The 26,504-nt window shown below is 62.3% G+C and carries 26 protein-coding genes; 14 read left to right on the top strand and 12 right to left on the bottom strand.

Annotated elements, in window-relative coordinates; all coding sequences use genetic code 11:
* Positions 1 to 58: 58 nt before the first annotated feature.
* The 5 genes from I6L45_RS02435 to leuA all read right to left on the bottom strand — a co-directional run bounded on the left by I6L45_RS02435 (position 59) and on the right by leuA (position 5,926).
* Complete coding sequence (locus I6L45_RS02435; RefSeq protein ID WP_216983358.1) at positions 59 to 985, bottom strand: transglutaminase-like domain-containing protein; 927 nt, start codon at positions 983 to 985, stop codon at positions 59 to 61.
* A 152-nt stretch (positions 986 to 1,137) separates the two neighbouring features.
* Positions 1,138 to 1,737 carry a 3-isopropylmalate dehydratase small subunit gene (gene leuD / locus I6L45_RS02430; protein WP_216983357.1) on the bottom strand — a complete coding sequence of 200 codons (600 nt, stop codon included), beginning with the start codon at positions 1,735 to 1,737 and terminating at the stop codon, positions 1,138 to 1,140.
* A gap of 12 nt (positions 1,738 to 1,749) precedes the next feature.
* The gene (leuC, locus tag I6L45_RS02425; protein ID WP_216983356.1) at positions 1,750 to 3,147 is read right to left on the bottom strand and encodes a 3-isopropylmalate dehydratase large subunit; all 1,398 of its coding nucleotides are present in this window, start codon (positions 3,145 to 3,147) and stop codon (positions 1,750 to 1,752) included.
* Between the two features lie 27 nt (positions 3,148 to 3,174).
* On the bottom strand, positions 3,175 to 4,260 hold the full coding sequence (gene leuB / locus I6L45_RS02420; RefSeq protein ID WP_216983355.1) for a 3-isopropylmalate dehydrogenase: 1,086 nt from the start codon (positions 4,258 to 4,260) through the stop codon (positions 3,175 to 3,177).
* A gap of 103 nt (positions 4,261 to 4,363) precedes the next feature.
* The gene (leuA, locus tag I6L45_RS02415; RefSeq protein ID WP_216983354.1) at positions 4,364 to 5,926 is read right to left on the bottom strand and encodes a 2-isopropylmalate synthase; all 1,563 of its coding nucleotides are present in this window, start codon (positions 5,924 to 5,926) and stop codon (positions 4,364 to 4,366) included.
* Positions 5,927 to 6,331: 405 nt separating this feature from the next.
* Here leuA and I6L45_RS02410 point away from each other — a divergent pair, with 405 nt between their 5' ends.
* From I6L45_RS02410 to ilvN, 6 genes are all read left to right on the top strand, one after another.
* Positions 6,332 to 6,955, top strand: a complete 624-nt coding sequence (locus I6L45_RS02410; RefSeq protein WP_043758157.1) for a TetR/AcrR family transcriptional regulator — start codon at positions 6,332 to 6,334, stop codon at positions 6,953 to 6,955.
* A gap of 127 nt (positions 6,956 to 7,082) precedes the next feature.
* Positions 7,083 to 7,586, top strand: a complete 504-nt coding sequence (locus I6L45_RS02405; RefSeq protein ID WP_134696439.1) for a phosphatase PAP2 family protein — start codon at positions 7,083 to 7,085, stop codon at positions 7,584 to 7,586.
* Positions 7,583 to 8,692: an MJ1255/VC2487 family glycosyltransferase gene (locus I6L45_RS02400; protein ID WP_216983353.1), complete on the top strand. Its 1,110-nt coding sequence runs from the start codon at positions 7,583 to 7,585 to the stop codon at positions 8,690 to 8,692. The genes I6L45_RS02405 and I6L45_RS02400 overlap by 4 nt, the downstream gene beginning before the upstream one ends.
* Before the next feature lie 35 nt (positions 8,693 to 8,727).
* The gene (locus tag I6L45_RS02395; protein WP_081843615.1) at positions 8,728 to 8,880 is read left to right on the top strand and encodes a hypothetical protein; all 153 of its coding nucleotides are present in this window, start codon (positions 8,728 to 8,730) and stop codon (positions 8,878 to 8,880) included.
* A gap of 390 nt (positions 8,881 to 9,270) precedes the next feature.
* Positions 9,271 to 10,989: an acetolactate synthase 3 large subunit gene (locus I6L45_RS02390; RefSeq protein ID WP_216983352.1), complete on the top strand. Its 1,719-nt coding sequence runs from the start codon at positions 9,271 to 9,273 to the stop codon at positions 10,987 to 10,989.
* 91 nt (positions 10,990 to 11,080) lie between these two features.
* Positions 11,081 to 11,575: an acetolactate synthase small subunit gene (ilvN, locus tag I6L45_RS02385; protein ID WP_043758165.1), complete on the top strand. Its 495-nt coding sequence runs from the start codon at positions 11,081 to 11,083 to the stop codon at positions 11,573 to 11,575.
* A 404-nt stretch (positions 11,576 to 11,979) separates the two neighbouring features.
* On the opposite strand, the gene pta is transcribed toward ilvN, so the two are convergent.
* Positions 11,980 to 14,133, bottom strand: coding sequence for a phosphate acetyltransferase (pta, locus tag I6L45_RS02380; RefSeq protein WP_043758167.1), 2,154 nt, complete (start codon positions 14,131 to 14,133; stop codon positions 11,980 to 11,982).
* A gap of 70 nt (positions 14,134 to 14,203) precedes the next feature.
* Positions 14,204 to 15,406 (bottom strand): acetate kinase, encoded by a 1,203-nt coding sequence (locus I6L45_RS02375; RefSeq protein ID WP_010673162.1) that lies wholly within the window; start codon positions 15,404 to 15,406, stop codon positions 14,204 to 14,206.
* Between the two features lie 301 nt (positions 15,407 to 15,707).
* On the opposite strand from I6L45_RS02375, the gene yfbV reads away from it, so the two are divergent.
* Positions 15,708 to 16,148 (top strand): terminus macrodomain insulation protein YfbV, encoded by a 441-nt coding sequence (yfbV, locus tag I6L45_RS02370; protein ID WP_216983351.1) that lies wholly within the window; start codon positions 15,708 to 15,710, stop codon positions 16,146 to 16,148.
* A gap of 61 nt (positions 16,149 to 16,209) precedes the next feature.
* Here yfbV and I6L45_RS02365 read toward each other — a convergent pair whose 3' ends face one another.
* The 3 genes from I6L45_RS02365 to I6L45_RS02355 form a co-directional block, all read right to left on the bottom strand.
* Positions 16,210 to 16,710, bottom strand: a complete 501-nt coding sequence (locus tag I6L45_RS02365) for a YfbU family protein (protein WP_043758173.1) — start codon at positions 16,708 to 16,710, stop codon at positions 16,210 to 16,212.
* 395 nt (positions 16,711 to 17,105) lie between these two features.
* The gene (gene bcp, locus I6L45_RS02360) at positions 17,106 to 17,585 is read right to left on the bottom strand and encodes a thioredoxin-dependent thiol peroxidase (protein WP_216983350.1); all 480 of its coding nucleotides are present in this window, start codon (positions 17,583 to 17,585) and stop codon (positions 17,106 to 17,108) included.
* A 17-nt stretch (positions 17,586 to 17,602) separates the two neighbouring features.
* Positions 17,603 to 18,136: a glycine cleavage system protein R gene (locus I6L45_RS02355; protein ID WP_043758179.1), complete on the bottom strand. Its 534-nt coding sequence runs from the start codon at positions 18,134 to 18,136 to the stop codon at positions 17,603 to 17,605.
* Positions 18,137 to 18,337: 201 nt separating this feature from the next.
* On the opposite strand from I6L45_RS02355, the gene dapA reads away from it, so the two are divergent.
* From dapA to I6L45_RS02340, 3 genes are all read left to right on the top strand, one after another.
* The gene (dapA, locus tag I6L45_RS02350) at positions 18,338 to 19,225 is read left to right on the top strand and encodes a 4-hydroxy-tetrahydrodipicolinate synthase (protein WP_216983349.1); all 888 of its coding nucleotides are present in this window, start codon (positions 18,338 to 18,340) and stop codon (positions 19,223 to 19,225) included.
* Positions 19,218 to 20,336 carry an outer membrane protein assembly factor BamC gene (gene bamC, locus I6L45_RS02345; protein ID WP_043758184.1) on the top strand — a complete coding sequence of 373 codons (1,119 nt, stop codon included), beginning with the start codon at positions 19,218 to 19,220 and terminating at the stop codon, positions 20,334 to 20,336. The genes dapA and bamC overlap by 8 nt, the downstream gene beginning before the upstream one ends.
* A gap of 168 nt (positions 20,337 to 20,504) precedes the next feature.
* The gene (locus tag I6L45_RS02340) at positions 20,505 to 21,608 is read left to right on the top strand and encodes a phosphoribosylaminoimidazolesuccinocarboxamide synthase (RefSeq protein ID WP_216983348.1); all 1,104 of its coding nucleotides are present in this window, start codon (positions 20,505 to 20,507) and stop codon (positions 21,606 to 21,608) included.
* A gap of 123 nt (positions 21,609 to 21,731) precedes the next feature.
* On the opposite strand, the gene I6L45_RS02335 is transcribed toward I6L45_RS02340, so the two are convergent.
* Positions 21,732 to 22,334: a short chain dehydrogenase gene (locus I6L45_RS02335; protein WP_210547952.1), complete on the bottom strand. Its 603-nt coding sequence runs from the start codon at positions 22,332 to 22,334 to the stop codon at positions 21,732 to 21,734.
* 98 nt (positions 22,335 to 22,432) lie between these two features.
* On the opposite strand from I6L45_RS02335, the gene I6L45_RS02330 reads away from it, so the two are divergent.
* From I6L45_RS02330 to I6L45_RS02315, 4 genes are all read left to right on the top strand, one after another.
* Entirely contained in the window at positions 22,433 to 23,335 is a 903-nt protein-coding gene (locus I6L45_RS02330; protein ID WP_216983347.1) for a LysR family transcriptional regulator, read from the top strand.
* A 76-nt stretch (positions 23,336 to 23,411) separates the two neighbouring features.
* The gene (locus I6L45_RS02325; protein WP_216983346.1) at positions 23,412 to 24,032 is read left to right on the top strand and encodes a DUF2057 domain-containing protein; all 621 of its coding nucleotides are present in this window, start codon (positions 23,412 to 23,414) and stop codon (positions 24,030 to 24,032) included.
* Positions 24,033 to 24,103: 71 nt separating this feature from the next.
* Complete coding sequence (locus I6L45_RS02320; RefSeq protein ID WP_043758265.1) at positions 24,104 to 24,550, top strand: HIT domain-containing protein; 447 nt, start codon at positions 24,104 to 24,106, stop codon at positions 24,548 to 24,550.
* A gap of 118 nt (positions 24,551 to 24,668) precedes the next feature.
* A complete protein-coding gene (locus tag I6L45_RS02315; protein WP_043758200.1) occupies positions 24,669 to 25,361 on the top strand; it encodes a DUF3334 family protein in 693 nt (230 codons plus the stop codon).
* A gap of 63 nt (positions 25,362 to 25,424) precedes the next feature.
* Here I6L45_RS02315 and I6L45_RS02310 read toward each other — a convergent pair whose 3' ends face one another.
* Complete coding sequence (locus I6L45_RS02310; protein WP_216983345.1) at positions 25,425 to 26,423, bottom strand: DUF2860 family protein; 999 nt, start codon at positions 26,421 to 26,423, stop codon at positions 25,425 to 25,427.
* Between the last annotated feature and the right edge of the window lie 81 nt (positions 26,424 to 26,504).

Genomic DNA, 26,504 nt, shown 5'->3' with positions numbered 1-26,504 from the left:
ACCCCCCTTATCTTATCGGTCGGCCTAAGCTGGCCGCTCTGCTCGCCTGCCCGGTTCTTCACTGGTTGGCCAGTACCGGCTGCACGCTAAGCTGGCCGCTGTCGACCAGTACCCGGCTGGCGGGCGCGAGCTGCCCCAGGGGGAGCTGGGCAGGGCCGGTCGGTTCCATCAGGAGATAGGTTTCCCCATCCCGGCTCAGGGTCGCCGCACCCGGTGTGGCCGGCAGGGCCACCCCCAGCAGGGCATGACCAGGCACGAATACCATGGTCTGCCTGAGCTCGGGGAAGAGCTGGGCCAGCAGGGCGGCCATCAGGGTCACCTTGCTGTCGCAATCCCCCCCGTTCTGTTCCAGCACCTGGCGGGGGCTGAGAAAACCCTTGCCCGAGCGTCCCGACTGGCTGTCTAGCAGTCGATAGGGGATGGCCTGGACGAAGTCGAGGATGTACTCCACCGTCTTCTGGCGCGCCTCGGTTTCTGTGGTGCCCTGTCGCTTGAGCTGATCGGCGAGCGGTGCCAGTTCGGTCCGGCTCTCCAGGGCGATGCGCACGTGATCCTGCTTGATGGCGGAGGCGCCGTCGGGAGCGGTGAAGGGCTGGAAGTAGTGCTGCGTGAGCCACTCGGATTCCAGCTTGCCGCGCTCCCGGGTGAGCCAGCTCATGGCCTGGTTGACCTGCTCTGGCTGGCGGCTCTTGAGCTGGAGCTCCATCCCGGGGCGGGAGAGGGAGAACTGTACGCCGGGGAACTCGGCCACCCCCTGTTGCAGCAGGCGCTGCAGCACCTCTTCCTGCATGCGGGCCGGCCGGTAGGCGATGAGCGGTGGCAGTTTGCCCGCCTCCAGCCGGTAGGTGAGCTGCTGCACCTCGCCCTCCCTGTCCTGCCAGCCGACGTTAAGCTGGCCGCCGCTGCTGTGGAAATAGGTCTGCCCGGCGCTGGCCGGGAGGGTGAGCAGCAGGATCAGCAGCAAGAGGGGGCGGGTACTTGTCATCATCCTTTCCTGTGGGTGAGCCCGTGGCGGGCGGGAAATAAAACAGGGAGCCTGGGCTCCCTGTGGATTCTACTCGCTTTATCGCGTCCGGGCCTTGCCAGAACAGGCTCGGCAGCCTGGTCTCGAAGGCCCCTGGGCGGCTCTTGTGCTTGTCAGATCCAGCTCGGCTGCTTTGCCTCGAAGGCGCTGATGGCGGCCTCGTGCTGCAGGGTCAGGCCGATGGCATCCAGCCCGTTGAGCAGGCAGTAGCGGCGGAACTCGTCGATCTCGAAACCGAAGCAAAGTTCACCGGCCCGCACCTGGTTGGCCTCCAGATCCACTTCGATCTCGATGCCCGGCTGGGCGGCAACCAGCTGGAACAGGGCATCGACCTCCTCCTCCTTCAGGCGCACCGGCACCATACCGTTGTTGATGGCGTTGCCGTAGAAGATGTCGGCGAAGCTCGGGGCGATCATGGTCTTGAAGCCGTAATCCGCCAGCGCCCAGGGGGCGTGCTCGCGGCTCGAGCCGCAGCCGAAGTTCTCGCGGGCCAGCAGGATGCTGGCACCGGCGAACTGCGGCTGGTTTAGCACGAACTCGGGGTTGGGCTGCTCCCCTGCATCGTCCAGGAAGCGCCAGTCATGGAACAGGTGCTTGCCAAAGCCGGTGCGGTTCACCTTCTGCAAGAACTGCTTCGGAATGATGGCGTCGGTGTCGACGTTGGCGCTGTCGAGGGGAACGACGATCCCTTTATGTTGTTTGAATCCTGTCATCTCTCTTCCCTCTTACAGTGCGCGAATGTCGGCGAAGCGGCCGGTGACGGCGGCGGCGGCGGCCATGGCCGGGCTCACCAGATGGGTGCGGCCGGCACGGCCCTGGCGCCCTTCGAAGTTGCGGTTGCTGGTGGAGGCGCAGCGCTCCCCCGGTTGCAGCCGGTCGTTGTTCATGGCCAGGCACATGGAGCAGCCGGGCAGGCGCCACTCAAAGCCCGCTTCGATGAAGATCTTGTCCAGCCCCTCGGCCTCGGCCTGGGCCTTCACCTGTTCGGAGCCCGGCACCACCAGAGCCTGCACGCCGGCGGCGACCTTGCGGCCGCGTGCGATGGCGGCGGCGGCGCGCAGATCCTCGATGCGGCTGTTGGTGCAGGAGCCGATGAACACCTTGTCGATGGCGACGTCGGAGAGCTTCTGGCCCGGTTGCAGATCCATGTAGGCGAGGGCCTTGCGGGCGGACTGTTGCTCCACCGGATCGGCGAAGGATTCCGGTGCCGGGATGGGCTCATTGACGGCAATGACCTGACCCGGGTTGGTGCCCCAGGTCACCTGGGGGGCGATGTCGGCGGCGTCGAGCACCACTTCGGCATCAAATCTGGCATCGGCATCGCTCTTGAGGCTCTGCCAGTAGGCGATGGCCTGCTCCAGGACCTCGCCCTTGGGGGCGAACTCCTTGCCGCGGATGTAGTCGATGGTGGTCTGGTCGGGGGCGATCATGCCCGCCTTGGCGCCGAGTTCGATGGCCATGTTGCACACCGTCATGCGCCCTTCCATGGTGAGCCCTTCGATGGCCTCACCGGCGAACTCCACCACGTAGCCGGTGCCGCCGGCGTGGCCGACCCGGCCTATGATGGCGAGTACCACATCCTTGGCGCTGATACCTTCGGCCAGTTTACCGTTGACCGAAATGCGCATGGTCTTGGCGCGGCCCTGTTTCAGGGTCTGGGTCGCCATCACGTGTTCCACTTCCGAGGTGCCGATGCCGAACGCGAGCGAGCCGAAGGCGCCGTGGGTGGCTGTGTGGGAGTCACCGCAGACGATGGTGGTGCCGGGCAGGGTGATGCCTAGCTCCGGTCCCATCACGTGGACGATCCCCTGGTATTTGTGGTTGAGATCGTAGAGACGAACACCGAACTCCTTGCAGTTGGCGGCCAGCGTCTCCATCTGGATGCGGGCCATCTCGCCGGAGGCGGCGATGTCCTTGGTGGTGGTGGAGACGTTGTGATCCATGGTGGCCCAGGTCAGATCCGGGCGACGCAGCTGGCGGTTCATGGCGCGCAGGCCGTCGAACGCCTGGGGGCTGGTCACTTCATGCACCAGGTGACGGTCGATGTAGATGAGGGGCGTTTCGCCTTCCACTTCCCGCACCACGTGGGCGTCGAACACTTTCTGATAGAGGGTCTTGGACATTGCTCTCTTCCTTGTTATTTGGTGGCGTCAGATGCGCGCGGCGATCTGGCTGCCCATGTCGGCGGTGCTTTGTACCGGGTGCTTGGCGCTGGCCTGATGCAGATCGGCGGTGAAGTAGCCTTCGGCCAGGGTCTGGGCCACGGCCTGCTCGATGGCCTGGGCGGCGGCTTCCTGACCGAGGCTGTAGCGCAGCATCAGGGCGGCGGAGAGGATCTGGGCGATGGGGTTCGCAATCCCCTTGCCGGCGATGTCCGGGGCCGAGCCGCCGGCCGGCTCGAACAGGCCGAAACCGGATTCGTTCAGGCTGGCGGAGGGGAGCAGGCCCATGGAGCCGGTGATCATGGCGCACTCGTCGGAGAGAATGTCGCCGAACAGGTTGGAGCAGAGCAGCACGTCGAACTGGGACGGATCCTTGATGAGCTGCATGGTGGCGTTGTCGATGTACATGTGGTTCAGTGCCACGTCCGGATAGGATTTGGCGACCTCGGTCACCACCTCGCGCCACAGGATGGAGGAGGCGAGCACGTTGGCCTTGTCGATGGAGGTGACCCTGGCCTTGCGCACCCTGGCCGATTCGAAGGCAATCTTGGCGATGCGCTCGATCTCGAAGCGGTGGTACACCTCGGTGTCGAACGCCTTCTCGGTGGCGCCTTCACCCTCGCGTCCCTTGGGCTGGCCGAAGTAGATGCCGCCGGTCAGCTCGCGCACGCAGGCGATGTCGAAGCCGCGATCGGAGATGTCGGCACGCAGGGGCGAGAATTGCTCCAGACCGGTGTAGATACGGGCCGGACGCAGGTTGCAGAACAGCTTGAAGTGGGCACGCAGGGGCAGCAGTGCGCCGCGCTCCGGCTGATCGTTCGGTGGCAGATGCTCCCACTTGGGGCCACCCACCGAGCCGAACAGCACCGCATCGGCCGCTTCACAGCCGGCAATGGTGCTCTGGGGCAGCGGGGTGCCGTGGTTGTCGATGGCAATGCCGCCCACGTCGTGGCGGTCATAGTCGAGGGAGAAGCCGAATTTGGTCTGCACCTTTTCCAGTACCTTGATGGCTTCTGCCATCACTTCCGGGCCAATGCCGTCACCCGGCAATACTGCGATCCGATAACTGCTCATACTCTCTCCGTCTTGATAGTGTTATTCCATTTCATCTGCGAGGCCCGGATGCTGCCCGGACGGCTGTCGCCTTGATGTTGTGCTGTCATCTTGTCCGACGGGCTCAGACGGTTTCCGGCTTGATGGTGTTGTTGCGTTCCATCTGCTCGGCAACCTGGTCTGCACGCCAGATGCTGTTGATCACGTGGACCAGGGCCTGGGCCGACGACTCGATGATGTCGGTGGCCAGCCCCATGCCGTGGAACTTGCGCCCCTTGTATTCGGCGACGATGTCCACCTGGCCGAGGGCGTTTTTGCCCTCGCCCTTGCCCTTGAGTTCGTACTTGTCGATGCGGATCTCGTAGCCGGTGATGCGGTTGATGCACTGGTAGACCGCATCCACCGGGCCGTTGCCGGTGGCCGCCTCGCACACCAGATCCTGGCCTGCCTTCAGTTTCACCGAGGCGGTGGCGAGCACCGAGCTGCCGCTCTGCACGCCCAGGTACTCCAGCTTGAAGTGCTCGGGCTCTTCGTGGATCTGGCTGAAGAAGGCGAGGGCCTCCAGGTCGTAGTCGAATACCTGCCCCTTTTTGTCCGCCAGGGTGAGGAACTTGCCGTAGAGATCGTCGAGGTCATAGCTGCTCTCGGCGTAGCCCATGGACTCCATCCGGTGTTTGATCACGTGGCGGCCGGAGCGGGAGGTCATGTTGAGGTTGTTCTGGGTGAGGCCGATGCTCTCGGGGGTGATGATTTCGTAGGTGTTCTTCGCCTTGAGCACGCCATCTTGGTGGATGCCGGAGCTATGGGAGAAGGCGTTGGCCCCGACGATGGCCTTGTTCGGCTGCACCGGCATGTTGCAAATTTGACTGACGAGCGTGCTGGTGCGGTGGATCTCGTTGTGGCGGATGTTGGTGTGCACCCCGAGCAGGTCGGCGCGGGTCTTCAGGATCATCGCCACCTCTTCCAGGGAGCAGTTGCCCGCCCGCTCGCCGATGCCATTGATGGTGCACTCGATCTGGCGGGCCCCCATCTGCACGGCACCGATGGAGTTCGCCACCGAGAGGCCCAGATCGTCGTGGCAGTGCACCGAGATGATGGCCTTGTCGATGTTGGGCACCCGGTTGAACAGGGTCTGGATGATGCCGGAGAATTCGGTCGGCACCGTGTAGCCGACGGTGTCCGGAATGTTGATGGTGCGGGCGCCGGCCTTGATGGCGGCCTCCACCATGCGGCACAAATTGTCTATCGGGGTGCGGCCCGCATCTTCACAGGAGAACTCCACGTCGTCGGTGTAGCGCAGGGCGTGCCTGATGGCGCCGACCCCCATCTCCAGCACGTCCTCGAAGCTCTTCTTGAGCTTGCTCTCGACGTGGATGGAGGAGGTGGAGATGAAGGTGTGAATGCGAAACGCCTCGGCGACTTTCAGCGCCTCACCGGCGGCATCGATGTCTTTTTGCAGGGCGCGGGCGAGGGCGCAGACCCGGCTGTTCTTGATGTGGCGGGCGATGGTCTGCACCGATTGAAAATCGCCGGGGGAGGAGACGGGGAAACCCACTTCCATGATGTCGACCCCGAGCCGTTCCAGCGCCTGGGCGATCTGCAGCTTCTCCTTGACCGTCAAGCTGGCCGACAACGCCTGCTCGCCATCACGCAAGGTGGTATCGAATATGATGACCCGATCTGACATGTGACTTCCCTCTTCCTAAGTTCGCTTCGTGCATCCTGCGTGGCATAAAAAAACCCGTGCGGGGTGCACGGGTTTCTGTAAATTCCGGCTATGCCTTAGCCCGGCTACAAGGATCCCGCGCGAGGAGTCGCGATTAGGGAGATAAGTAGTAGCGGGGCGGCAATACGCATGATGACTCAATCCTTCCAGTCGATAACGCTACTACCAATATCGAGATTTTTATGCTGTGTCAACCTGAACGGACAGGTTCAATTCACTGGGTTATTTAATCGAATTGTAAAGGAGTGCAAATTCTCTTGTCCCATATTCGGTTCATGCCTGATTATCTGGTTATTCCTGCTGTACTCGATCACCCTCACAATCAGATCGACTTGTCAGCCCTTGCTGAATTATCTGAGGTATTCCATGGAAAAACGCAGACCTGGCCGTCCGGTCGGACGTTCCGACATCCGTGACAAGCTGCTTGCCGCGGCGCGCGAACGTTTTCTCAACACCCCCTACAGCAAGGTGACGACCCGGGAGATCGCCGAGCTGGCCGGCTCCAATCTGGCGATGATTCACTACTACTTCGGCAGCAAGGAGGGTCTCTACAAGGCCGTGCTGGGGGATGTGGCCGAGCCGCTGGATCAGGCCTGGCACGACGAGAGCAGCAACCGCAGCCTGACCGATCTGCTCAACACCTACTATCAGGTGATGGCGCCCAACAGCGAGCTGACCTCCGCCATCTCCAGCGCGTTATCTACCGAGAAGAGTCCTGGGCGAGATTTTGTGCTGAATCGTCTGCTGGAACGCCAGCTTCCCCAGTTCGATGCCCTGCTCGCCACCATGCGATCCAACGGCCAGCTGGCGGACAACCTGGATCCCGAGATGCTGAAGATCTCCTTCCTCAGCATGATGTGGCAGCCGTTCGTGATGAAGGATCTCTACGAGCAGGTGTTTGGCCTGACGGTGGACGAGAGCTTCATGAGCCGGCTGGCGGCCCACAACTGCCAGCTGATGGAGAACGGCCTGCGCGGTTCCCTGAACTGAGCGTTGCCGACAACCTGCTGAAAAGGGGCCTTAGGGCCCCTTTTTTCATCAATCTGTTATTTGTGCGTCAACGAAGTGTCACGACCGCGCCCTAGTCTGTAGCCAAGACTCAAGGGAAGGGGGCGTGATGAACAAGATCCAGCAATGGGACCTGCGGGTGTGTCGTGTCTGCCTGCTTCACCCCTACAACCGGCCACAGGCCAGGATCAGCCGGCTCGTCTCCCGCACCGGTGACGGCCCCCTCTATGCCGTGCTGGCCGGCCTGCTCTGGTGGCAGGGAGAGGCGGGGCGGGCCGTGGTGCAGGCGGCCTTGTGGGCCTTTGCCCTCGAGCTGCCGCTCTATCTGCTGCTCAAGAACGCCCTCAGACGCCAGCGCCCGGCGGGCCTGCCGGTCTTCATCACCCCGTCCGATCGTTACAGCCTGCCCTCCGGCCACACGGCCGCCGCCTTCCTGATGGCGACCGTGCTGGCCGCCGGCTTCCCCGCCTGGGCTCCCCTGTTGTTTGCCTGGGCGGCGCTGGTGGGGGCGTCCCGCCTGCTGCTCGGCGTGCATTACCTCAGCGATCTGGTGGCCGGTGCCCTGCTCGGCGGTGGCTGTGCCCTGTGGGCGCTCGGCTGGAGCCAGGGATGAGAATACTGTTCGGAGTGCAGGGGACCGGCAACGGTCACATCAGCCGCAGCCGGACCCTGGCGCGTGCCCTGAAGAGCAGGGGAATGGCGGTGGACTACCTGTTCAGCGGCCGCGCCGCCGACGGCTATTTCGAGATGGGGGAGTTCGGGGACTATCGCACCTTTCCCGGCATCACCTTCGCCAGCCATCAGGGGCGCATCTCGACCTGGCGCACCCTCAAGGGGCTCTCGCCCCTGCGTTTCTGGCAGGATCTGCGAGCCCTCGACTGCCGGGACTACGATCTCGTCATCAGCGACTTCGAGCCGCTCAGTGCTCATGCCGCCCGTCGCTGGGGCAAGCCCAGCCTCACCATCAGCCATCAGGCCAGCTTCGACTGGCCCATCCCGCGCTGGGGGGAGAGCGGCTTCAACCGCCAGTTGATGCGCCATTTTGCCCCGGTACGCCAGTCCCTCGGGCTGCATTGGTTCCATTTCGGTCAGCCTCTGCTGCCCCCCATCATAGATCCGCTGGCACCCACCCCCGATAACCAGCAGATCCTGGTCTATCTGCCGTTCGAGCAGACCGAGGCGATAGCGGCCCTGCTGTCCCGTTTCCGCCAGCAGCACTTCGTCTGCTTCCACCCCGAGGTGCGCAAGCGCAGCGAGTGGCGCAACATCCGCTTCGAGCCCCAGGCAAGGGACGGGTTCAAACAGGTGCTGGCCGGTTGCCGGGGAGTCATCAGCAATGCGGGGTTCGAGCTGGCGTCCGAGGCCTTGTCGCTCGGCAAGAAGCTGCTGGTCAAGCCCCTCGGCGGCCAGTTCGAGCAACTGACCAACGGCAGAACGCTGGAGCTGATGGGGCTGGCCCAGCTGATGGAGACCCTGGATGCCAACGCGGTCCGCGCCTGGCTGGACACGCCGGCGCCGGGACGGGTGCGCTACCCCGATGTGGCGGGAGAGCTGGCCGACTGGCTGCTGGCGGGGGCAGAGGAGGAGCTTGGCTCCCTTTCCCGCCGCCTGTGGGGGCGCACCCTCTTCCCGGAGGAGGTGTGCGATCGCCTCAGTGAGCTGGCGGGTGGCACCACCCTGGAGCGCCCCTGGTTATCCCAACTCAGCGCCTTTGACTAAACTGAGTCGATCCCACCACGGAGAGGACGGACATCATGCGCTTTACCAATGAAAAAGGGGACACCATGACCCTGGCGGACAATCTGACACTCCACGAGCTGATCGACATGGGGGTCAGCATCTCCGTCTGCGAAGAGACGGATCCGGACCAGCAGATATGGCTGGCGGAGCCCGAAGACGAGCAGTAGAACCGCCTCGTTTTTGACGGCCCACCCCCTGGGGGTGGGCTGTTTATTTTGTCCTTTCCGCTACCTGGTAGCATGATCTGCTGGCATCCTCCCCCCAGGTCCCCCTTTGTTGCACGTCAGGTGACCAAGTCACTGAATGTTAATAGCTGTTTGAAATTTCTGACTGTTCTGGCCAGACAAAGCCGTGGACAAGCGTTCACGGGCGGGTTAAGTTGGTTTTTCACCCGCTTTTCGGGTGAATGATGGAAAACCCCTACTTTTCTACTATCGACGGCTCCGAACTCGCCTGATCTGCCTGCAGACAACAACAAGACTCGGATCGGCGCTGCCGGGAAGCAGCGGACTGTCGATAGCTTTCGCTTAACGGAGCAAAGCCTGGAGGGCTTTATCATGGAGATGTTATCAGGCGCCCAGATGGTGGTTAGAGCGCTGGAAGATCAGGGAGTTGAGCACGTTTTCGGCTACCCTGGTGGCTCAGTGCTCGACATCTATGACGCTCTCTTCGAAAACGGCAAGATGGAGCACGTCCTGGTGCGACACGAGCAGGCCGCGGTGCATATGGCGGATGGTTACGCCCGTTCCACCGGCAAGGTGGGCACTGTGCTGGTGACCTCGGGCCCCGGCGCCACCAACTGCATCACCGGGATCGCCACCGCCTACATGGATTCCATTCCCCTGGTGATCCTGTCCGGCCAGGTGCCGACCAGCATGATCGGGGAGGATGCGTTCCAGGAGACCGACATGATCGGCATCTCCCGCCCGGTGGTGAAGCACAGCTTCCTGTGCAAGAAGGCGAGCGACATTCCCGAGGCCATCAAGAAGGCCTACTACATTGCCGCCAGTGGCCGCCCGGGGCCCGTGGTGGTGGATCTGCCCAAAGACGTGCAGAATCCGAAAGAGAAATTCCCCTACGAGTACCCCGAGACGGTCTATCTGCGCTCCTACAATCCGACCAAGGCCGGACACAAGGGCCAGATCAAGCGGGCCGCCAAGCTGCTGACCGAGGCGAGCCGCCCGGTCATGTACGTGGGTGGCGGTGCCATCAACGCCAATGCGGATCACCTGGTGACCAAGCTGGCGGAGCTGCTGAACCTGCCGGTGACCACCACCCTGATGGGGTTGGGGGCCTTCTCCGGTACTCACCCGCAGTTCATCGGCATGCTCGGCATGCACGGCACCTTCGAAGCGAACAAGACCATGCACAACGCGGATCTCATCTTCGCCGTAGGTGCCCGCTTCGATGACCGCGTCACCAACAACGTGGCCAAGTTCTGCCCCAATGCCACCGTGGTGCACATCGACATCGACCCCACCTCCATCTCCAAGACGGTGCAGGCCCATGTGCCCATCGTCGGCTCGGTGGAAACCGTGCTGGAGCAGATGCTGGAAGTGATCCGCGAATGCGGCTTCGACAACGACAAGCAGGTGTTGTCGGACTGGTGGGATCAGATCAACCAGTGGCGCTCCCGCAACTGCCTGGCCTATGAGACCTCTCCCACCCTGATCAAGCCGCAGCAGGTGATCGAGACCCTCTACAAGGTGACCAAGGGGGAGGCCTTCGTCGCCTCCGACGTGGGTCAGCACCAGATGTTTGCCGCCCTCTACTACCCTTTTGCCAAGCCGCGCCAGTGGATCAACTCCGGTGGTCTCGGCACCATGGGCTTCGGCATTCCCGCCGCCATGGGGGCCCAGTTCGCCAACCCGGAAGCCGTGGTCTGCTGCGTCACCGGCGACGGCTCGGTGCAGATGAACATCCAGGAGCTCTCCACCTGCATGCAGTACGGGGTGCCCATCAAGATCATCTCCATCAACAACCGTGCGCTGGGCATGGTCAAGCAGTGGCAGAAGATGTTCTACGGCGGCCGTCACAGCCACTCCTACATGGAATCCCTGCCTGACTTCGTCAAGCTGGCGGAAGCCTATGGCCACGTCGGCATCGCGGTGAGCGATCCGGCCGAGCTGGAGAGCGCCATGGAGAAGGCCTTCGCCATGAAGGACAGGCTGGTGTTCATGGACATCTCGGTCGATCCGGACGAGCACGTCTATCCGATGCAAATCAAATTTGGCGCCATGGACGAGATGTGGCTGAGCAAGACAGAGAGGACTTGACAATGGGACACATTATTTCGGTCGTACCCATGGAGCTCAAGTTTGGTTCCATCAATGACGAGATGTGGCTGAGTAAGACGGAGAGAACCTGATGAGACACATCATTTCAGTACTGCTGGAGAACGAATCCGGCGCCCTGAGCCGTGTGGTGGGCCTCTTCTCCCAGCGCGGCTACAACATCGAGACCCTGACGGTGGCCCCCACCGAGGATCCCACCCTGTCGCGCATGACCATAGTCACCATGGGTGACGAGCGGGTGCTGGAGCAGATCCAGAAGCAACTGCACAAGCTGGTGGACGTGCTCAAGGTGTGCGATCTGAGCGAAGGGGAGCACATCGAACGGGAGATCGCCCTGGTCAAGGCGCGCGCCGCCGGTGGGGCTCGTGACGAGCTGAAACGGCTGGCGGACATTTTCCGCGGCCAGATCGTGGACGTGACCCCCGAGCTCTACACGGTGCAGCTGGTGGGCACCAGCGATAAGCTGGACGCCTTCATCAAGACCGCGGCCCAGACCAACGAGATCGTCGAAGTGGTGCGCTCCGGCGTCTGCGGCATCTCCCGGGCGGACAAGTCACTGCGTCCCTGATCCGCTTCGGTTGTCACCTCTGTTCATCAAGGGCTCTTCGGAGCCCTTTTTCATGGTGGAAGGGAGGGAGAGGCGCTGTCCGAGACTGTCATTTTCTTTCAAATGATCGACAAACTATCCACAAAAGCTGTGGAAAACTCTGTAGATTAGCGGTGTGTCTGACTTTAGTGTCATGATCTTAAAGGGATATTTCCATGTGATCCTGGCTGGATCGCATTTGTGCAATCCCCTGGCACGGGTGTGAGCGTTTGCTTATCCCCCGGGCCTTGCCGAGGGGGGCTCGTGGATCGGCAAGCGGATCCGGCAGGGATCCGGTTTTGATCTCGCCGATCAACATCCTGGCGAGCAGCCATAAAAAAACCCGCCTCTCGGCGGGTTTTTCACAGGGTCAGACGACAGGGCGATTACTCGGCCTGGGCTGCCTGGATACCGGTCAGGGCGATGGTGTAGACGATGTCGTCCACCAGGGCGCCGCGGGAGAGGTCGTTGACCGGCTTGCGCATGCCTTGCAGCATGGGGCCGATGGAGACCAGCTCCGCGGAGCGCTGTACCGCCTTGTAGGTGGTGTTGCCGGTGTTCAGATCCGGGAACACGAACACGGTGGCCTTGCCGGCAACCGGAGAGTTTGGTGCCTTGGACTTGGCCACGTTCTCCATGATGGCCGCGTCGTACTGCAGCGGACCGTCGATGATGAGATCGGGACGCTTGGCCTTGGCCAGCTCGGTCGCTTCACGCACTTTCTCCACGTCGGCGCCGGCGCCGGAGGTGCCGGTGGAGTAGGAGATCATGGCCACACGCGGCTCGATGCCGAAGGCGGCAGCGGAGTCGGCGGACTGGATGGCGATCTCGGCCAGCTGCTCGGCAGTGGGGTCCGGGTTGATCGCGCAGTCACCGTAGACCAGCACCTGATCCGGCAGCAGCATGAAGAAGATGGAGGAGATCAGGGAAGAGCCAGGAGCGGTCTTGATGATCTGCATCGGCGGACGGATGGTGTTGGCGGTGGTGTGCACCGCGCCGGAGACCAGACCGTCGACTTCGTTGCGCTCCAGCATCATGGTACCCAGTACCACGTTGTCTTCCAGCTGCTCGCGGGCCACCACTTCGGTCATGCCCTTGTTCTTGCGCAGCTCGACCAGACGGGCCACGTAGCGCTCGCGTACGGCAACCGGATCGATGATCTCGACGCGGTCGGTCAGGATCACGCCCTGCTGTTCGGCGACGCGGCGGATCTCGTCCGGGTTGCCCAGCAGCACCGGACGGGCGATGCCACGCTCGGCACAGATGGCGGCGGCCTTGATGGTGCGCGGCTCTTCCCCTTCCGGCAGCACGACGCGCTTGTTGGCCTGACGGGCCAGCTCGGTCAGCTGATAACGGAAGGCCGGCGGGCTCAGGCGACGGGAGCGGGTGGACTTGGCGGAGAGAGACTCGATCCAGTGCTTGTCGATGTGGCCAGCCACATAGTCCTGCACCAGCTCGATACGCTCGCGGTCATCTTCCGGGATGTCGACGTTGAAGTTCTGCAGGCTGACGGCGGTCTGCCAGGTGTTGGTGCCGGTGATCATGATCGGCAGGCCGGTGGCCATGGCCTGTTGGCACAGGGCCATCACCTGGGGTTCCGGGTGATAGTTGCCGGTCAGCAGCAGGGCACCCAGCTTGACGCCGTTCATGGCGGACAGGCAAGCGGAGACGATGACGTCTGAACGGTCGCCGGAGGTCACCAGCAGGCTACCCGGACGGAAGTGCTCGATCATGTTGTGGATGGAGCGGGCGCAGAAGGTCACGGTCTGAAGGCGGCGGCTCTCCAGCTCACCCTTGTTGATGATCTTGGCGGCCAGGTGCTTGGCGAGATCCTTGGCGCGCGGGGCGATCAGCTGGGTGTTCCAGGGGATGCAGCCCAGGATGCGCAGCGGGCTCTTGCCGAAGACCTGCAGCACTTCCAGGTTGTGGCCGGTGTCGGCGCCGTGGTGGTGCGCCTCGAACATCTCGGTCAGGTCGGGACGGGTCACGCCGTGCTCGTCAACCGGTGCACCCACCTTGTTGATGACGCAGCCCACGATGCGCGGGTTGCTGACGCCACCGAAGTTGGAGCAGGCCAGCTCGATGCGCTCTTTGAGCTTCTGGCTGGAGTCGTTGCCCGGATGGGTCACGAACACCATGTCGGCGTCCAGCGCCTTGGCGACGTCGTAGTTCAGCTTGTTGGCAAAGGGTTGCTTGTCGGTCGGCACCAGGCCCTCGATCACCACCACTTCGGCACCGCTGCTCTTCACGTGCTCTTCGAAGCGGGCCACGATCTCTTCCAGCAGGATGTCGGTGTTGCTGGAGGTGATCATGTTCTCGGCGTAGGAGAGGGCGAACGGCTCGGGCGGGTTGATATTGGCAGCGGCGCGGATCACAGCGGTGGAGCGCTCGGTACCGGTTTCACCCGGACGCGGCTGAGCGACCGGTTTGAAGAAGCTGACATTGACACCGTGACGTTCCATGGCGCGAACGACGCCAAGACTCACGGAAGTTACGCCGACACCAGTGCCGACCGGGATGAGCATAATAGTGCGTGCCACTTATTACCCCTTGTTCATTTTTTGGGATCAGGAAAAGGCCGCCCTGGGGCGGCCTTGCTCTACAGCTAATTTATGCGCCGACCAGTTCCAGCGCGTCGTGGGCGATGACCCACTCTTCGTTGGTCGGGATAACCAGGGCCTTGGTGGAACCAGCCTTGGTGATCTCGCCGCCCTTGCCGAAGCGCGCTTTCAGGTTGGCGTCGTGGTCGACGTCAAAGCCCAGCAGGCCCAGCTTGTTCAGGGTGATCTCACGGATCGGGGCGGAGTTCTCGCCGATGCCACCGGTGAAGACCACGGCATCCAGACGACCGTCCATGGCGGCGGCGTAGGCACCGATGTACTTGGCCAGACGGTAGCAGTACACGTCCATGGCGCGCTTGGCTTCTTCCTTGCTGTCGTAGTTGTCTTCAACGAAACGGCAGTCGGAGGTGACTTCGGTCAGACCCTGCAGGCCGGATTCCTTGGTCAGCATGGTGTTGATCTCGGCAACACTCATGCCCAGTTTGTCGTGCAGGAAGAAGATGATGGCCGGATCGATGTCACCGGAACGGGTACCCATCACCAGGCCTTCCAGCGGGGTCAGGCCCATGGAGGTGTCGACGGACTGGCCGTTCTTGATGGCGCAGACGGAGCCGCCGTTGCCCAGGTGGCAGTTGATGATGTTGAGCTCTTCCACCGGCTTGTTCAGCTGCTTGGCGGCTTCCAGGCTGATGTAGTAGTGGCTGGTGCCGTGGGCGCCGTAGCGACGGATGCCGTTCTCTTTGTAGAGCTTGTACGGCAGGGCGTACAGGAAGGCTTCTTCCGGCATGGTCTGGTGGAAGGCGGTGTCGAACACGGCGACGTTCTTCTCGGCCAGTTCCGGGAAGACCTTCAGGGCGGCACGGATACCGATCAGGTGAGCCGGGTTGTGCAGCGGCGCGTAGGGGATGGCGGCTTCGATGCCGGCGATCACGTCGTCACAGATGCGCACGGAGGAGGTGAAGCGCTCGCCGCCGTGTACCACGCGGTGGCCGATGGCGATCAGGTTCTTGGACAGTTCGGGGTTGAGCGGCAGGATCTTGTGAACGATGAAGTCCAGCGCTTCCTGGTGAGCGGCACCGGCCCCCAGATCGGCGTTGCCTTTCTCGCCGTTCAGCTTCCACTTGATGCGGGCATCGTCGAGGTTGAAGCATTCGGCCAGGCCGGACAGCAGGTCATCACCGGTGGTTGCGTCAATGACAGCAAACTTCAGGGACGAGCTGCCACAGTTAAGAACAAGAACCAGCTTACTCATGAATAAATCCTATCGCAGATTGGGTTGGGTTGGAGGATGCGCCGGACGCGGTGCGTCCAAAAACAATCAACTTATCCTTATGAGGGTTGGCAATCTGTTGCTTGCCCCTTGTATAGTGATACAAGACCCGAAACTCAGACGTCCCTGACTGGCCAGCGAGCGTGCGCCAGCGTAAAAATGGGCGTACAAAGGATAACCTGATTGTTGAAAAATAACAAAGTCATCCTCAACCTTTGTTATTGCCTCTCAAATATTGTCGAGGTTTTGCCGTTAATGCGTTCGAAAAGAGCTCGGAGGTAGCATGAGCATGAACATTTTTGGAACTAAATTACAGCAAGGCCGTCATTATATGACTCTTTGGCCGCGCCGTCCCGAGCTTAATTCCATGTTCCCGGAGAATCGGGTGATCAGAGCTACCGAGTTCGCTCTCAAGGTGATCCCGGCGCTGGCGGTGCTCAGCGTCATGCTGCAGTTCCAGTTCGGCGAACAGCACTACTGGCCTTCCGTCATGACCTCCGTACTCTTCCTGCTCAGCCTGCCGCTGCAGGGCTACTACTGGCTGGGTCAGCGCGCCGACACCCGGCTGCCGCCTTCGCTGGCCAACTGGTACCGGGAGATCAACGGCAAGATGAACGAGCAGGGCGGCCAGCGCCAGCTGGTGGCCCGTCCCCGCTATGAGGAACTGGCTGACACCCTCAACGCCGCCTTCAAGCAGCTGGACAAATCCTTCCTCTACGAGTGAGGCCCGTGGGCCTGCCAACCGGACAAAGGCGCCTCGCGGCGCCTTTTTCATACCTGTCGTATCAGGCGGCCAGTATCTTGCCGATCTCCTGGATGGAGAGTTTGTACTGGCGGGGGCACTGACGCCAGACCGCCAGCATGCGCTGGTATTTGTCCCGCATGGCGATATCGCTGGAGAGCTCGTCGCAGGGGCAGGGCAGTTCGGGGAAGCGCTTGTCCACCTCCAGCAGGAAGCAGACATAATCCGCCAGCTCCCGCTCCTGGCTGCGGCTGTAGCCGTTGAAGGCCAGGCGGCTCTCGTTGACCTCGGCCCGGGCGCCTGCGTCGAGATTGCCCCAGGAGATAGCCAGCGCGTGGTGCATCTCCATGGTGTCCAGCACCTCCCGGCAGGTGGCGAGATCCAGGTGGCCGAAGCTCTTCTCCAGCTCGAGGATCTGCAGGCAGTAGCCGCGCTCGACTATGGTGCTGGCCCGCTGGTAAAACGCCGCCTTCTCCGGATTGAGTTTGGCCAGGATCTCGTACTGATTGCTCAGGATCAGGCGTTCGGTGTGGCTCATGTTCATGGGCTGTCTCACTGGAAAATGAATCTGGGGTCACGTTAACCCATATCCAGGATGAATTTTTTGATCTGGCAGGGGAGGTTGGCGAGAAAAACGGGGAAGAGGGGCCGCGCTGGCCTGCAAGCTCTGGTTAATTAAATACCGCCGACACAGCTTGCATTTTGTGCCGGGTCGGCAAGAATGGAGGCGTCATTCGGCTCATGCCAGATGACCCACCACCAAGGCACCCAACAGGGTGCAAGCAATCCTGATAAGTATCTCGCCGCAGCCCTTGGCTCGCAGGCGGGGCAGGCAGCTGCTTGCCCACCTTCCTATAAGAGTGGCCTCAGGCCATCGAAGCGTGACAACAAAGAGGGCCTGCAACAGCAGGCCCTCTTTGTTGTCAGAAGTGGCAGGAATCAGGCGCCCGCAGACTGTTTTTTAACCAGTTCGAGCACCACCTGGTGGTGATCACTGGTCTTGAACTTGTCGAAGCGATGGCTGATCTTGCCCTCCGGGTCTATGAGGAAGCTCAGGCGGTGGATGCCGTCATACTCCTTGCCCATGAATTTTTTCGGGCCCCAGACGCCGAAGGCATCGGCCACGGCGTGATCCTCGTCGGCCAGCAGGCGGAAGTTGAGGTTGTCGCGTTCCTCGAATTTCTTCAGGCGCTTGGCGCTGTCCGGGCTGATGCCGAGCACCACTACACCGAGGGCCGCCAGCTCGCTGTTGACGTCGCGCAGGCCGCAGGCCTGGCTGGTGCAGCCCGGGGTCATCGCCTTGGGATAGAAATAGACGAGCACCTTCTTGCCGCGCAGATCGGCAAGCCGTACCAGGTTGCCATCCTGATCGGAGAGGGAGAAGTCGGGGGCCTGGGTACCAGCTTCTAGTGGTGACATGGGGTCTCCAAACGCCGTCAGGCGTACTTGTGGTTGATGATGAATTCGAATGACTCGGCGCCCAGTTCGCGGCAGAAACCGGCAAAGGCGGCCTTGGAGCCGCTCTCGTCCCCCTGTTTGGCCAGGTTCAACTGGAAGTTGGCCTTGAGCAGGTTGAACGGCTGTTGTTCGAGAGTCATGGTCTGCATGGCCTGGATGTCCCAGCCGTGATCGCTGAAGAACTGGGTACACTGGCTTACGATGCCGGGCTGATCCCGGATCAGCACCTCGGCGCTGGCGCTGATGTCGTATTGCAGCGACTGGTGGCGCTCGGTGCGCTTCATCATGGTGATGAGATCCCACTCCTGACTGCGCAGGGGGAGGCTGATTTCGAGCTGCATCAGGCTGTTCCAGTCACCGGACAGCAGCATGATGAAGGTGAATTCGTTGCCGAAGATGCCAAGACGGCTGTCGACAATGTTGCAACCGCAGCCACTGACGTGGCGGGTCACCTCATTGACGATGCCAGGCCTGTCCGTGCCGATGGCCGTTACGACCAGGTAGTGAGTCATAAATCGTCTCTCGTCCATTTATTGCGAATGCGGAGACAGCGAGCGTTGCTGGCGGGCATGACACCCTGCTCCGGGCCCTGTCCTGCCCTCGTGCATCCATACGTTTTGTGGCGGATGGTAACACGGCTTGTCCCTTGCCTCCCTTGTTTTTCAAAAGGGGCAGCTTTACCATTACGCCCCTGAAAATCGGGAGAATTATCCATGTTACGCGGTAGTATTGTTGCGCTCGTTACCCCCATGCTGGCCTCGGGTGACATCGATTGGAGCAGTCTGGCTGCACTGGTTGAATATCATGTCGATGCCGGCACCAGTGCCATCGTTGCGGTGGGCACGACGGGAGAGTCGGTCACCCTGAGCGAACAGGAACACATCGCCGTCGTCGAAAAGACGGTGGAGTATGCCGCAGGACGCATTCCGGTCATCGCAGGATGCGGTTCCAACAACACGGCCCACGCCATCGCCCTCTCCAGGCGTTTCGCCAGCACCGGCGTGGTGGCGGGTCTCTCGGTCACCCCCTATTACAACAAACCCACCCAGGAAGGCCTCTATCGTCACTATTGTGCGATCGCCGAGGCTAGTGGTCTGCCCCAAATTCTCTATAATGTGCCCGGTCGCACCTGCTGTGACCTCAAACCTGAGACGGTGGCCCGTCTGGCCAGGGTGCCCGGCATCATCGGTTTGAAAGAGGCGACCGGCGATCTGAGTCGCACCCCGCTGCTGCGCGAGCTGTGCGGGCCGGATTTTGCGCTTTATAGTGGCGATGATGCCAGCGGATGTGATTTTATGCTGCAGGGGGGCGACGGAGTCATTTCGGTCACCACCAATATTGCGGCGCCCCAGATGGCCGACATGTGTTGTGCTGCGCTGGCCGGTGATGCCGGGCAGGCTCATGACATCAACAATCGATTGATGCCGTTGCATCAGACTCTGTTCTGCGAACCGAGTCCCATCCCGGTGAAATGGGCCTGTGCCCAGCTGGGATTGATGGCGACGGCGACCTTGCGCCTGCCCCTGACCGACCTCACCCCAGAGGGAGAACAGGCGATGGCGCGAGCACTGACGACTGCGGAGTTGATGGCGAGTGTTTAAAGCAAATGGAAAGGGAAATGCAGCGCGCCTGGTGCTGAGTGTCGCGACGGTGGCCGTGCTGGCCGCCTGTAGCTCGCCTCAGGATCGCAAGATGGCCAACCGTGGTTTCGAGTACGAAGAGAGCCGCCTCGAAGGCCGCGCCTTCCTTGTGCCCGCCGGGTTGAGTACCCCCGCCTTTAACAGCAATTTCGACATTCCCGCCCTGCCGGAAAGCAGCCGTGAGGGGGCCCTCGGGGCCAAGGTGGACGTGCGTCCTCCTGCCCAGCTGCTGACCGTGGTACCGGGTAGCCAGGTGGTGGCCAATGCCAGCGAACCCACCGTGGCCTTCTATGCCCTGAGCACCAGCCAGAGCGTCGAGCGCGACACCTGGGCCTTCCTGATGAACTTCCTGGCCGAACACAAGGTCACCACCGAGAGGCTGGATCAGCAGGCTGGAGTCTTGCAGACCGGCTGGTTCGACAACTCCGCCGTGCTTGATGGCTGGGCGGAAGAGGATGATGACTTCCAGATCCGCCAGCGCTACCAGTTCACCCTGCGCAACGATGAGCAGCGCCACGCCACCATGATGTCGGTACGGGTGCTGGATCATGAAGAGACCATCGATGGCGAGACCAGCACCGAGCTGACGCCGGCCGATGCCCAGCGCTACGCGACCCGCGCCCTGAACCAGTTCTCCCTCTATTACGACAAGCAGCTCAAGGCCCGGGAACAGCACAAGTCCAGCGATGGCATGGGGCTGCAGCTGGGACTGGACAACAACGAGCTGAGCGCCTGGATTGCCGAGGGGTCGTTTGACCAGGTCTGGCGCCGCCTCAACCAGGTGCTGCCGGCCTACGGCTTCACCATCAAGGATACCCAGCAGTCCCTGGGCTGGATCGACGTCGAGTATGACGATCCGGGCAGCGAATTCTGGCAGGCCAAGGGTGCCGAACCGTTCAAGCTGGAGGAAGACAAGTACCGCTTCCAGCTCGGTGAGATGGCGGGGGGCAAGACCTCCATCACCCTGTTCGACAAGGACAAGAAGCCTGTCTCGTCTGGCGTCATCTCCCAGATGTACATCAGCCTGTCCGAGGCCTTTGCCAAGGGCTTGGCCGATCAGGGAACAAAATAAACATGAAAACAGGGGCCTCGCGCCCCTGTTTTGTTATGCCCGACTCGCCGCAGGGCCTGCATGTCGGGCCGACGGCAAGGAGCCTTCGGGCTTGATGATGAGAATCCCCCACAGACAGGGGCCTGTGCGCCTGTCTTACTAGTCCCACAACAGGAAGTGTTATTAGCCATGAGTCTTGCAGATCAAGTATTGGCGGTGAACGACGATTTGCCGATCCGTACCGATAAACCTGTCCATTCCGGCAAAGTGCGCAGCGTCTACTGGTTGACCCCCGCAGACAGTGCCCGACTCATCAAAGAGAAAGGCTATGATGTGCCGGCCGATACGCCGCTGGCCCTCATGGTGATCAGCGACCGTATCTCGGCCTTCGACTGCATCTGGCAAGGGGTGGACGGCCTGAACGGCGTCCCGGGCAAGGGCGCGGCGCTCAACGCCATCTCCAGCCACTGGTTCAAGCTGTTCAAGGAGAAGGGGCTGGCGGACAGCCACATCCTGGACATCCCGCACCCCTTCGTCTGGATAGTGCAAAAAGCCCGTCCCGTGATGATCGAGGCCATCGCCCGCCAGTACATCACCGGCTCCATGTGGCGTGCCTACAAGGATGGCGAGCGCGAGTTCTGCGGCATCACCCTGCCCGAAGGGCTCAAGAAGGATCAGAAGCTGCCCGAGATCCTCATCACCCCCTCCACCAAGGGGATCCTCAAGGGGCTGGACGGTGTGCCGGAAGCGGACGATGTCAACGTTTCCCGCAGCGACATCGCGCGTCACCATCAGGCGTTCGGCTTCCGCTCCCCGGCGGACATCGACCGCTACGAGGCGCTGCTCAAGGAAGGTTTCAACGTCATCAGCGAGGCGTTGGCTGCGCTGGATCAGGTCTTCGTCGACACCAAGTTCGAGTTCGGTTACGTGACCGACGCCGCCGGCAACGAGAAGCTGATCTACATGGACGAAGTGGGCACCCCCGACAGTTCCCGTATCTGGGATGGCGCCGCCCTGCGTCATGGAGAGATCGTGGAGAAGTCCAAAGAGGGCTTCCGCCAGTGGCTGCTCAACCACTTCCCGGATCCGGACATCCTGCTCAACAAGAACCGCATGCCGGAGCGCTTCGCCCTGGCCCGGGACAACAAGCTGCCCACCGAGGTGATGATGGACATCTCCAACACCTATGTGGGGATCGCCGAGAAGATCATCGGTCAGCCGCTGGTGCGCAGTGCCAATCCGAAGCAGGAGATCATCGAGGTGCTGCACGAGCAGTACGGTCTGATCGACTGAGACCGGGCGCATTTTTTGCCGCTGGTGAACAAACGTTTGCTGATGGCGGGCGAGGTGTTCTCAAAACGGATAAGGAAACGGGCCCCATGACGGGGCCCGTTTTCATTGGTGTGTCCGGTGAATTCAGCCATTGACCCGGAAGATCTGGCCGGTCTGCACTCCCAGCACCGACTTCTTGTAGGCCTGGGCCACCCTGGCGGCGGGCACAGGCACGAAGCCCGGAAAGAAGTCGGCGTATTTACCCATGGACTCTTCCAGCACGGTGGGGCTCACCACGTTGATGCGCAGCCCCCGGGGCAGTTCGCAGGCGGCCGCCTTCACGAAGTGCTCGATGGCACCGTTGATGGTGGTGGCGCTCACCCCCCAGTTGATGGGGTCCTCGCTCAGGATGCCGCTGATGAGGGTGATGGATCCCCGATCGCTCAAGTGGGGGATGGCGGCCCGGGTCAGGTTGATCTGGCCCATCAGCTTGCTCTGGAGGCCCAGCTGCCACTGCTCGTCGCTCATCTCCGTCAGGGCGTTGAAGGCGACGCTGCCGCTGGCGACCACCAGGGCGTCGAAGGTCCCGATCTGGTCGAACAGCGCCTGGATGGAGGCCTGGTCCCGCATGTCGACGGTCGCATCGCCCCGGCTGTGGCCGACCCGGATCACCTGGTGCTCCTTGGCCAGCAGGTCGCTCACGGCGGAGCCTATGGTGCCGGAAGCACCCACAATCACAATTTTCATCTGCGTCACTCCTGGTTGGGATAGGTTGATGATAGCTGGATGAAAAGAGAGAAAAAGCGCTTATGATGAACCCATTGTTTCCGTATTGGAGCTAATGGATGGACATCGCCCATCTGAGCAGTTTCTATGAGGTGGTGCGGCGGGGCAGCTTCTCCGCCGCTGCCGATACCCTGGGGGTGAGCAAGGGGATGCTGAGCCGCCACGTCAGCGCCCTGGAGTCCTCCCTCAATGCCCAGTTGCTGCAGCGCACGACGCGCCGGCTGAGCCTGACCGAGGCGGGCAAGACCCTCTATCAGCAGGCGGGGGAGATCTTCGCACTGGCCCGCCAGGCGGAGCAGGACATCCAGGCCCTGACCGAGGAGGACGGCGGCCGACTGCGGTTCACCTGCCCGGTCAGCACGGGGGACAGCATGGTGAGCGATCTGCTTGCCCGCTTCGCCGAGCTTTGCCCCGGCGTCCAGGTGGAGCTCAACTTCACCAACGCCATGATCGACATGAGCCAGGGGGAGCATGACATCGCCCTGCGCGCCATGAGCCGCATCCCCGACAACCTGGTGGCGCTCTCCCTCGGGCAGTTGAAGGACGTGGTGGTGGCCAGCCCCGCCCTGCTGGCCCGGGAGGGGGTCCCCGCCACCCCCTATGAGCTGGGAGGGCGTCCCTGCCTGCTGCAGGGGCACAACCCGGACTGGGAGCAGTGGCACTTTCGCAAGGGGGAGGAGGAGGCGCGCATCCTGGTGCAAGGCAAGGTGCGGGCCAACCACTACAGCACCGTGCTGCAGCTGGCCCGGGCGGGCATGGGGTTTGCCAAGTGTCCCCTGATGCTGGTGGAGGCCAGCCTGGCGAGGGGGGCGCTGGTACCGGTGCTGGAGAGCTGGCAGACCGGGCTGCACCCGATCCATGTGCTGCACGCCCAGCAGCGGCGGGTGCCGCGCAAGATCCGGCTGTTCAAACAGGTGCTGGCCCAGTGGTTCGCCGAGCGCCCCCACTACCTGCTGCGGTGAGCCAGGGGGCCGTTATTTTTCTGTCATATGGGGCTGCTACCCTGCGCCATCATCGCGAAAATGAGAGAGACAGGGAATGAAGCGTCATCAGGGTTGGGCAGGCGTTGCGCTGCTGTGCTGCGCCGGTGTGCAGGCCGAGGTCAGGGTAGAGGTGCCCCGGGATTTCCAGATCCTGGCGGTGAGTGCGGGCAAGGTGCAGGACGAGCAGCACGCGGTGCTGGCGGACGGGGTGCAGCAGTTGCTGGTGCGCTATGAGGGGGTGATCCCGAGCCGCAACAGCAGCGACAACGATCGCCAGATCCGCTCCGAGCCCCAGGTGCTTCGCTACGAGGCCAGCGGGCAGTCGGTGCGTCTGCAGGCCACAGTGCCCAGCGACGAGAAGGGGATGGAGCGCTACGCCAGTGCGCCGACCCTGGGCCTGGTGGCCGGTGGGCAGCCCCTTGGCGTGCAGCAGGATGTGCTGGTGGTGCAGGGGATGCAGATAGGCATGGACTGGCATGCCAGGCTGATGGAGTACAACCGTGGCACGGGCGCTGCGGTGCTGGCCAGCGTGGCGCCCGTCACCCAGACTACCCCGATCCCCCAGGCAGCCACCGTCCCGGCCAGCGCCCTGGAAGGGCAGTTGCAGCAGCTCTTCCTGCAGGCGGACCCCGAGCTTCGCAAGCGCTTCATCGGCTGGGCAGTGCCCCGCCTTTAAGTTTGCCTCCCGTTGCAGTAACGTGGGCACTCTCATCCCCTGACGTGCCCATGTTGACCAGCGAGGCCCCCATGTTCGAATTGCATCCCCGCCTGCAGGCGGATACCCGTGTCCTCGGGGATCTGCCCCTTTGCCGCGTCCTGCTGGCCAGGGACAGCCAGTATCCCTGGCTTATCCTGGTGCCCAGGGTCGCCAACCTGCGGGAGATCCACCACCTGCCCCCTGCGCAGCAGCAGCAGCTGATGCAGGAGTCCTGCGCCGTTGCCACCCTGATGGAGCAGGCGCTGAACCCGGACAAGATCAACGTGGCGGCCCTCGGCAATATGGTGCCCCAGCTGCACCTGCACCACGTCGCCCGCTTCGCTTCGGATGCCGCCTGGCCAGGTCCCATCTGGGGTGCTCACCCCGCCGTGCCCTATGAGACGCAAGCATTGCAAACCGCGGCCGATAACTGGCGAACCCGGTTGCTTCCCCTCGCTGGATTCCAGCCCTGGCCGGACGATAATTGCATCAAGTGAGAGGTGGCTCCCGCTTTGCGCATCGGGAGCATGCAATCTGTTAGCGTCTCGCGCCCGTGCGTGATGACATGGGCGGCAAGCGAGACAAGCCTATTTTTTCGATCAGCAGGAAGGTTCCATGATAGTGACAAGATCCGAGGATGATGCCGTATTGACCACAGAGGATGTGCTGCTGAGTCTGTGCAATTCGGTGACGAGCGTATTGAGTGCGGCGACCCAGACCCAGGTGCGCTTCTCCGGCATGGTGCAACGGATCAGCAAGACCTGCCTCAAGCCTGACATCGGCTGCTTCGTGCTGTTTGACGGTGGCTTCTCCGGCCTGGTGGTGATCAACTTCTCCGCCGCCGCGGCAATGGAGCTCTACGAGAGCTACATGCTGAGCATGGGGCTCTCCAAGGAGGATCTCGCCATCTCCCACACCTCTGACGAGGTGAGCAACGTCATGGGCGAGCTGATGAACCAGATCGTCGGCAGCTTCACCACCAAGGTGGGGCGCGAGTTGCAGACCCACATCACCCAGAACCAGCCCAAGATGCTGGCTCTGAACAAGCAGGTGATGCTGAGCGTGGACACCAACCTAGACAACCCCGAGACTCGCCGGGTCACCTTCTTCACCGCCAGCAACAACATCTTCTATCTGGAGCTGGCCATGGACAAGACGGAGTTCATCCGGATTCACGATGGCGGCGTGCAGGAGGAGGTGGATCCTGACGAGCTGATCGCCCAGGCCAAGCTGGCGGCCAAGCCGGCCCCGGCCGCCGCCCCGGCGAGCAACGAGCACGACGATCTGCTGGATTCCCTCGGCATCTGATCGCGCCGGCACAAGACATGAGAAAGGCCACCCAGAGGGTGGCCTTTCTCGTTGGCAAAGGGCCTAGAAGTTGTAGAGCAGGCCGGTGCTGACGCGGGTGGCCTGGCTGTCGTAGAAGTCGATGTCGGAATCGGCGCTGGAGTAGGCCAGGGTGAAGGTGGAGGAGAGGGACTTCACCCCGAACAGGTTGTGCCAGAAGAAGGTGCCGTTGAGGGCGAACTCGCTGGCATCCGCGCGCTGGCCAAACAGGGGGTTCGCCTCGTCATACTTGCGCTTGCCGCCATAGACGTTGCTCACGATGGACCACTGGGGGCCGCGTTTGGCATAGGTCAGCTGCAGGCCGGTGTTCTGGTAGCTCTCGGCGCTGCCGTCGAGATCTGCCTCTTTGTAGAGGATCGCGGGCTCCAGCAGCTGGTTGCCGGCGAGGTGCCACTGGTAGGAGAGCTCAATGGCGTGGATCTTGCCGTTGCGATCCAGCATGGGGGCGTAGTGGGTGCCGTGGGTCAGATCGTATTGCTGGCCGCTGCGCTCCTCGTCGAGCTCCACTTCCCGGCTGGTCAGGGTGCCGTAGAAGTTGCTGCCCCAGATCCTGTCCCAGGCGAAACGCACCCCCTTCGACTCGAGATCGGTCTCGCTGCGATCCACCCCGGTGGCGAAGGGATCGCTCCACAGCTTCACCGGCATGAGGTTGAACACCAGGGAGGTCGCGACTATGCCCTTGTCGCCCATCTCCTGGCGCAGGCCGAACTGCTGGGTGAAGTCGAAGCGCACCGCGTCCTGGATCAGGTTGCCGAGGAAGATCTGGGTGCGGGTATCAGCGAAGGTGTAGCGGATGTCGGCGTTGATGAGGGGGCTTAGGCCGCTCTCGCTGTCGGGGGAGCCGAGATCCTGGATGCGGTTGTTGCTGTCATCGCCGGCATAGAAGTTGGACTCGTAGCTGGTGGCGTTGACCCCGCCCAGCAGAAAGCCGGACCAGCCTGACTGCTTGGGGATCTCGCCCAGGTCGGCGTGGGCGGCGTTGGCGACCAGCAGGCCAAGACTCAACAGAACATGATTGCGCATCGGGAGTGCTCCTGACATAACGGATGACAAGGGAGTCAGCAAGATCCGGCCTGGCAGGCTGAACCGGCGCTGACTGACGCA

The organism is Aeromonas sp. FDAARGOS 1415, from assembly GCF_019048365.1.
Taxonomy (GTDB): Bacteria; Pseudomonadota; Gammaproteobacteria; order Enterobacterales; family Aeromonadaceae; genus Aeromonas; species Aeromonas taiwanensis.
This window is presented reverse-complemented; position numbering and strand designations above follow the sequence as displayed.

Bases quoted from the DNA above. Each gene is read 5' to 3' on its own strand.
- I6L45_RS02325 (WP_216983346.1), top strand. From the start codon at position 23,412: ATGAAGCGTCATCAGGGTTGGGCAGGCGTTGCGCTGCTGTGCTGCGCC.
- yfbV (WP_216983351.1), top strand. From the start codon at position 15,708: ATGAGCATGAACATTTTTGGAACTAAATTACAGCAAGGCCGTCATTAT.
- I6L45_RS02400 (WP_216983353.1), top strand. From the start codon at position 7,583: ATGAGAATACTGTTCGGAGTGCAGGGGACCGGCAACGGTCACATCAGC.
- I6L45_RS02410 (WP_043758157.1), top strand. From the start codon at position 6,332: ATGGAAAAACGCAGACCTGGCCGTCCGGTCGGACGTTCCGACATCCGT.
- I6L45_RS02320 (WP_043758265.1), top strand. From the start codon at position 24,104: ATGTTCGAATTGCATCCCCGCCTGCAGGCGGATACCCGTGTCCTCGGG.
- I6L45_RS02355 (WP_043758179.1), bottom strand. From the start codon at position 18,136: ATGACTCACTACCTGGTCGTAACGGCCATCGGCACGGACAGGCCTGGC.
- I6L45_RS02435 (WP_216983358.1), bottom strand. From the start codon at position 985: ATGACAAGTACCCGCCCCCTCTTGCTGCTGATCCTGCTGCTCACCCTC.
- dapA (WP_216983349.1), top strand. From the start codon at position 18,338: ATGTTACGCGGTAGTATTGTTGCGCTCGTTACCCCCATGCTGGCCTCG.
- ilvN (WP_043758165.1), top strand. From the start codon at position 11,081: ATGAGACACATCATTTCAGTACTGCTGGAGAACGAATCCGGCGCCCTG.
- bcp (WP_216983350.1), bottom strand. From the start codon at position 17,585: ATGTCACCACTAGAAGCTGGTACCCAGGCCCCCGACTTCTCCCTCTCC.
- leuA (WP_216983354.1), bottom strand. From the start codon at position 5,926: ATGTCAGATCGGGTCATCATATTCGATACCACCTTGCGTGATGGCGAG.
- I6L45_RS02315 (WP_043758200.1), top strand. From the start codon at position 24,669: ATGATAGTGACAAGATCCGAGGATGATGCCGTATTGACCACAGAGGAT.
- I6L45_RS02330 (WP_216983347.1), top strand. From the start codon at position 22,433: ATGGACATCGCCCATCTGAGCAGTTTCTATGAGGTGGTGCGGCGGGGC.
- I6L45_RS02405 (WP_134696439.1), top strand. From the start codon at position 7,083: ATGAACAAGATCCAGCAATGGGACCTGCGGGTGTGTCGTGTCTGCCTG.
- leuC (WP_216983356.1), bottom strand. From the start codon at position 3,147: ATGTCCAAGACCCTCTATCAGAAAGTGTTCGACGCCCACGTGGTGCGG.
- I6L45_RS02365 (WP_043758173.1), bottom strand. From the start codon at position 16,710: ATGAACATGAGCCACACCGAACGCCTGATCCTGAGCAATCAGTACGAG.
- I6L45_RS02375 (WP_010673162.1), bottom strand. From the start codon at position 15,406: ATGAGTAAGCTGGTTCTTGTTCTTAACTGTGGCAGCTCGTCCCTGAAG.
- I6L45_RS02390 (WP_216983352.1), top strand. From the start codon at position 9,271: ATGGAGATGTTATCAGGCGCCCAGATGGTGGTTAGAGCGCTGGAAGAT.
- I6L45_RS02335 (WP_210547952.1), bottom strand. From the start codon at position 22,334: ATGAAAATTGTGATTGTGGGTGCTTCCGGCACCATAGGCTCCGCCGTG.
- I6L45_RS02310 (WP_216983345.1), bottom strand. From the start codon at position 26,423: ATGCGCAATCATGTTCTGTTGAGTCTTGGCCTGCTGGTCGCCAACGCC.
- I6L45_RS02395 (WP_081843615.1), top strand. From the start codon at position 8,728: ATGCGCTTTACCAATGAAAAAGGGGACACCATGACCCTGGCGGACAAT.
- I6L45_RS02340 (WP_216983348.1), top strand. From the start codon at position 20,505: ATGAGTCTTGCAGATCAAGTATTGGCGGTGAACGACGATTTGCCGATC.
- leuB (WP_216983355.1), bottom strand. From the start codon at position 4,260: ATGAGCAGTTATCGGATCGCAGTATTGCCGGGTGACGGCATTGGCCCG.
- leuD (WP_216983357.1), bottom strand. From the start codon at position 1,737: ATGACAGGATTCAAACAACATAAAGGGATCGTCGTTCCCCTCGACAGC.